This window comes from Phycisphaerae bacterium, from assembly GCA_012729815.1.
GTDB lineage: Bacteria > Planctomycetota > Phycisphaerae > JAAYCJ01 > JAAYCJ01 > JAAYCJ01.
In genome coordinates this window covers 1-5,495 of sequence record JAAYCJ010000244.1, presented here as the reverse complement: position 1 = coordinate 5,495, position 5,495 = coordinate 1, and the positions used below count along the sequence as shown (strand labels likewise).

Here is a 5,495-nt window from a genome sequence, read left to right as displayed (position 1 = left end):
CTCGAAGACCTTCGGGCCCACGTCGGCGGGCAGCGCGATCTGCTCCCAGCCGTCGGCGGGGATGTTGTCCTCCGCAGCGACAAAACCCTTCGGCCCGCCCGGCTGCCATTGCCAGACGCCGTTGAGGCACACGCGGGCGCGGGTCCAGTCGGGCTCGACGGCGGCGACGGTCAGCCCGGCGTCTTCGCGCGCCGCCGGCTGCGAGGTCACCGGGCTCGGCCGGTGTTCGACGTAGCCGGAGAGCTTGTGATGCGGCAGGAACGGCGTGACGTCGTAGACGCCGCTGACCGCGAACACCCCGTGCTCGAGGTCCTCGCCGCTGGGAATCCAATCGTGATTGGGGTTAGTCTCGTAGCGGTAGAAGCCGACGCCGTCGGGATCGTCGGTCTTGACGATGATCTGGAACGCGGACTTGTTGTCGGTCAGGTGCTTGAGCACGTCGGCTTCGGTGAACACGAACTGCGCGCGGAGCTGTCGCGGCTGAAGCTGGATCGTCTTGGTCACGCCGCCCAGGGTGCATTCGACGCTGGCGGCCTTCGTCGCCCGATAGCGGATCACGTCGATGCGGGCGCGGCGCACTTCGCTTTCAGCGGCGATCGGCAGCGCGCGGTTCAGCGCCAGCGCCGCCGATCCGCGGGCAAACACCGGCGCGGTCCTGATCCGGTCGCGATATTCGCAGACGGCATAGCCGGTGTCCTCAAACACTCGCGGCTGCGGTCCGATCTCGATCCTGCGATCCGATGCGGTGACGGCGATCAGGATGGGCGTGGTGACAGTATCGAGGCTGCGGAAGACGATCGCGGCAACCCGCTTCTCGGGATGCGGATTGTGCCACTCGAACAGGTAGAATCCTACGTCGTCCTTGACCGGGTTCTGCCCTTTCCAGGCCAGCACCGCATTCAGCGGCCGATGCGTGGCCGCCGCCTCCCACCACTCGTCGATCTCGCGGCCGACGCGCAGCGGAATCGTCTCGCTCGTCCCGTCGGCGTACCGCACCTGGTAATCGGCGCAGTGCACGTTCGGCTCACCGTACGAGCAACAGTGCAGGAAATAGAGATACTGCGCCGCGGCGTCGACGGCAATCGGCTCGCTCTCGATCGGCGCTTGCAGATTGTTCCTGCTCCGCAGCGCGATGCATCCCGGCTCAGCCACATTACCCACCACCGCCAGCTTGTCGGCGACGTAAAACGGCACGTTGCGAAAATACTGATAACCCTTCGGAATGAATCGAAGGTCGTTGGAGCCCTGATCGGTCCAGCCGCCGACCTTGTCGTCCGGCGTCTCGTCCTCGAACCGTCGATTGGCGTACGGCGTCAGATCGACGTACGTGACGGTCTCATCCTTGCCGGGTCCGTTGGCGAAGTTCCGTAAATCGACCTCCTGGGCGGCCAGCGAAATCGGAACGACAAGGACGATCGACGCTGCGAAGACGAACAATTTCAGCAGTTTCATGATGGGCTCCCAACGGCATCCTGGAACAACGTGGTCCTGGGGGAATGCATATCGTGCTCGCCATGTTGGTGATCTTGCTGCCGCGATCATGCGGCTGAAGGCCAGCCTAACGGGATGTATCGCTTCCGAAAAACGCCCAGCGGTTCCTGTAGTCCGAGGCGGACCCCAGCAACGGCTGATCGACAACGTGCCCGTCGAGAAAGAGAAAGTTGGCCGATCCGCCGTGACAGCCGGCCATGCTCATGAACTCCTGCGCCCCCAGACCGCCCCAACCCCAGTAGTTGTCCACGGGAACGAACGTGTAGTCGAACCCGTAGCCGCCCGACCAGACACGATAGCCCCAGCCGCACATGAGCATCGGCGTGATGTCGGGAGACGAAGTCACGTTCTTTCCCAGATACGCCGCATACCCCAGAGGAAAATTGACGGCGTATCCGGCACTGTGCCCGCTGGCCTTGGTGCACCAGAACACCTTCTGGTCCCCGGTCCAGTCACGCTTGAAGTACGGCCCGATCCCGTGCGCCAACCGGCCAAACCGATCGCCGATCCCCTCGGCGTACCACGCGAAATAAGCGTAACCGCCGGGCGGGAACGGGTCGCTGGCCGCGTCGTTCCACGGATACCAGTCCGGCCGAAACGTCCACCCGCGAAAACCAAGCGGCAGCGAATTGAACTCGCCCTCGTAAATCGCGAAGCCGTGCCCCAACTGCTTCAGGTTGCTCATGCAGACCACCGACTGGGCCCGTTCCCGAGCCGCGCTCAGCGCCGGCAGCAGCATGCTGACCAGCACCGCGATGATCGCCACCACCACCAGCAGTTCGATCAGTGTAAAGCCCGATATCCCGAATCGTCGCTCACGCATCGCCAACCTCCGATTCCCGTTGTTCGCGGACGCTCTGCCGGACGATCAAATTCGTCGGCAGCGTGACCACCTCGCCCGGCTCGCGCTCACCGTCGACCATCTCGATCACCATCCCGACCGCCAGTTTCATCATCCCGGCTGGGTCCTGGCTGATCGACGTCAGCGGCGGCGCCAGCATCGCCGCGAATGCCGTCCCGTCGATGCCGATCAGCGACACGTCGCGCGGCGTCCGCACGCCTTCCTCGTCCAGACCGCTGAGGAACGGACCCGCCAGATAGTCGCTGCCGACGACCATCGCGGTCGGCCGGTCCAGCCGCCGGCCCACCTGCCGGCCGAACTCCCGCGCCGCCGCGGGCAGGCCCGTAAAACCGCGATACGCAAAGGGCATCGGCTCGACGCGCACGCCCATCGCCGCCCCCGCCTTCGCTAGCGCACTCAGCTTCTCCGGATTGTCGACGTCAACGTAGCCGACCCGCCTGTGTCCCGCCGCCTTCAGGTGCGAAACCGCCTCGTTCATCCCCGGCTGAAAATCCGAAAGGATGCATGACAATCCCTCGAATTTATAATTTACGCATACCAGTGGGAATCTCTCGCGAACCAGTTGGCGATACTGCCGCGTTTGGGCCTCCAAAGCCGACCCGAAGAAGATCATCCCGTCCACCCCGCGCGACATCAGGGCGTCGAACCGCGACAGGTCATCCGCGTGGCTCTGCCACGGCGAAACGCCGATCAGCAGGTGATACCCCCTCGCCTCCGCCTCAGCCATGGCGATCTCAGCCATCTCGTGATAGTACGGGTTGCCCAGGTTGCCGCACATGAACCCGATCGAAAGCGTCCTGCCCCGGATCAGCGCCCGCCCCACAAACGACGGCTGAAAGTTCAGGTCCCGGGCGATTTCACGGACCTTCCGCTGGGTCGAAGCCGAAATCCGTGCGGCGGACCCCTTGCCGCTCAATACCCGCGAAACCGTGGCCTGGCTGACCCCGGCCCTCCGCGCGATGTCCGTCATCGTAACCGCCACAACGACCCTTTCATAGGATGCGTATTCGTATACGCACCTACAATGTAGCTGCATCCGCCAATAGAGTCAAGGCGCAATCGGAGCGGGAACAGCGCCGGAGAGACGGCTTGGAGGGCGTTCTGCCGGCTTGCAGTCCTGGTTTGCCAAAATGGGTAGGATGCACCGCAAGTGTCACCCGCGGATGCGAGGGGCGACCGATGATTATCAGGCAGACGCTTCCTCCGCCAGTACAACGTCGTACCCGAGGGACTCCAGGAGCTTCACGACCGCCGTGCCGATACCCCAGGCACTGTCGAAAGATATGGGATCGGTCAACTGGACAGCCTGCGGGTCCTCCCAGGTGCGCGGTCCGTCATCGGCCTCGCCATAGTCGGGCTGGACCCACACCGAGGCCGGGGCCTTCTCGCCTGAGCCAACAGGAGCATCAAGTTCCTGCAGAAGTAGAACCAACAGCTTTCTCTCATCGCTCATGGCGTACCTCCCTGTCCTCTACCAGCCGCCTGCCTGCCGTACCATCTGATGTGTAGATTGAGGCCAATGTCAGTCGTTCGCGCCCTCTGCCAACTCGGTATCGTGACCAAGGGACTGAAGAAGCATGGCGACCGCGCCGGCGATCTTGAGGGCAGCATCACAATCCATGAATTCGGTTAACTGAACCGCCTGCGGGTCTTCCCAGAAAGCTGGGCCATCGTCGGCCTCACCATAGTCAGGCAAGACCCAGACAGAGGCTGGGAGCTTCTCACCCGGCGGAGCAGATACGTGCACATCCTGCACATGCAAGACCACCAGCTTCTTCTTGTCGGCCACGATCGACCTCCTTCCACGGCGACACGTTGCGGTCTCTCTCACATCGGCGTCTGTCCCTCCAGATATGACCGCGCCAGGGCTGTCCGCTTCCCATATTCTCTTGAAGCAAATACGAAACCGCTTCACTAGGGTCGGCCACATCAGGCACACGGTCCCTACTGCAGTTACAGCAAGAAGAACAGCGGCGGCTTCCGCTTGTCCCGCCGACTAGGCGCCTCCTGTATCTCTCGCGACGCGCCGGAGTCGTGGCGGCCCGCCGCCGTGCATTTCAGAGTGAGGGTAATCCTCGATCCACCTGCCTCCCGTTTCCGGACAAACGTATTCCGTAATCCAACTCTCAACGTCCACACGGATCAGATTAAGATGGAGCCGCGCGAATTCCTGCGCTTCCGCACCGTTCAGTTCGCGATCGTACTTCAATGCCTCTGACACGGCACACCCTCCACGATCTGATGGAGACTGCCAGCACCTACGCTGTTACTCGCCGATCGGCACCTCACAACACCAACCGGCCTGTCAATTCGTTCACAAACGACCCCACCTGCCGCACATTTGCCTCAACCACTTGCCCAAGTCTACCCGCTCGAAACCAGCTCGTCAACCCTATACAGGTCGAGAGCATCCACCGGAGTTCTACCCACGCCGTGGCCACGGTGAGTTTGATGCTGATCAGAGAAACCGATCTGGCCCGATAGGAGGGCCGACACGTGGCGGGCCAACTCAGCCGCAGGCGGCGACTCGTCGCATCCGCTCTCGGAGGAGATGCTGACCCGCTCAAGGGTAATGGTGCGTCGGAACGACGCACCATACTATCTCAAAGCAGTCCAGAATTCGAAATCCCCTCCGCGTGGCCCGCGTGATCCGTGCCGCTCTTTCGGGGACGACCGAGGCCGGTCACTCCCGATATGCCTCGCCGGTGGCGGCGACCAGGGCCGGAATGGCCATCGTGTGGCCGCTGCGGAAGGTCACTGATCGGACCTGGGCCTGCGGCTGGCGGTTGGTCCACTCCACCATCCACAAGCCGATCTTGTTGTCCACCCGCGGATCGCGAACCGACCAGGCCAGCCGGGCTCCCGGCATCGATCCGTCGCCGATCCACCAGTTGCCGAAGTTCACGCCGGCCTTCAGCGCGAACGTCTCGGTCTCGTAGAGGCACTGACCGCCCTCGAAGTGAAACTCCAACTCCGCAGCCGTCGAGCCGTCCTCGCCCGTCCACGCGCCGGCCACCAGGAACACCATGCGCGAAACCTTCTGACCCACCGCAAGCTCGACCGCCTCGGGCCGATTGCCCTTGGGATACCGCACGTTGCCCTCCGAGTGCAGCACGACGCAGCCGCGGCCGTCGTTGGCGTT

7 protein-coding genes are annotated in these 5,495 nt (G+C 63.3%); all 7 read right to left on the bottom strand.

The window, feature by feature from the left end; translation table 11 throughout:
* A partial coding sequence (locus tag GXY33_16050) for a hypothetical protein (protein NLX06650.1) occupies window positions 1–1,452 on the bottom strand: 1,452 nt, incomplete at its 3' end.
* 106 nt (window positions 1,453–1,558) lie between these two features.
* On the bottom strand, window positions 1,559–2,314 hold the full coding sequence (locus GXY33_16045) for a DUF1559 domain-containing protein (protein NLX06649.1): 756 nt from the start codon (window positions 2,312–2,314) through the stop codon (window positions 1,559–1,561).
* Window positions 2,307–3,323, bottom strand: a complete 1,017-nt coding sequence (locus GXY33_16040) for a LacI family transcriptional regulator (GenBank protein NLX06648.1) — start codon at window positions 3,321–3,323, stop codon at window positions 2,307–2,309. Before GXY33_16040 ends, GXY33_16045 begins: the two co-directional genes overlap by 8 nt.
* 216 nt (window positions 3,324–3,539) lie before the next feature.
* On the bottom strand, window positions 3,540–3,806 hold the full coding sequence (locus GXY33_16035; GenBank protein NLX06647.1) for a hypothetical protein: 267 nt from the start codon (window positions 3,804–3,806) through the stop codon (window positions 3,540–3,542).
* Window positions 3,807–3,875: 69 nt separating this feature from the next.
* Window positions 3,876–4,142 carry a hypothetical protein gene (locus GXY33_16030; protein ID NLX06646.1) on the bottom strand — a complete coding sequence of 89 codons (267 nt, stop codon included), beginning with the start codon at window positions 4,140–4,142 and terminating at the stop codon, window positions 3,876–3,878.
* A gap of 207 nt (window positions 4,143–4,349) precedes the next feature.
* The gene (locus GXY33_16025) at window positions 4,350–4,574 is read right to left on the bottom strand and encodes a hypothetical protein (GenBank protein ID NLX06645.1); all 225 of its coding nucleotides are present in this window, start codon (window positions 4,572–4,574) and stop codon (window positions 4,350–4,352) included.
* 462 nt (window positions 4,575–5,036) lie between these two features.
* A partial coding sequence (locus GXY33_16020) for a hypothetical protein (protein NLX06644.1) occupies window positions 5,037–5,495 on the bottom strand: 459 nt, incomplete at its 5' end.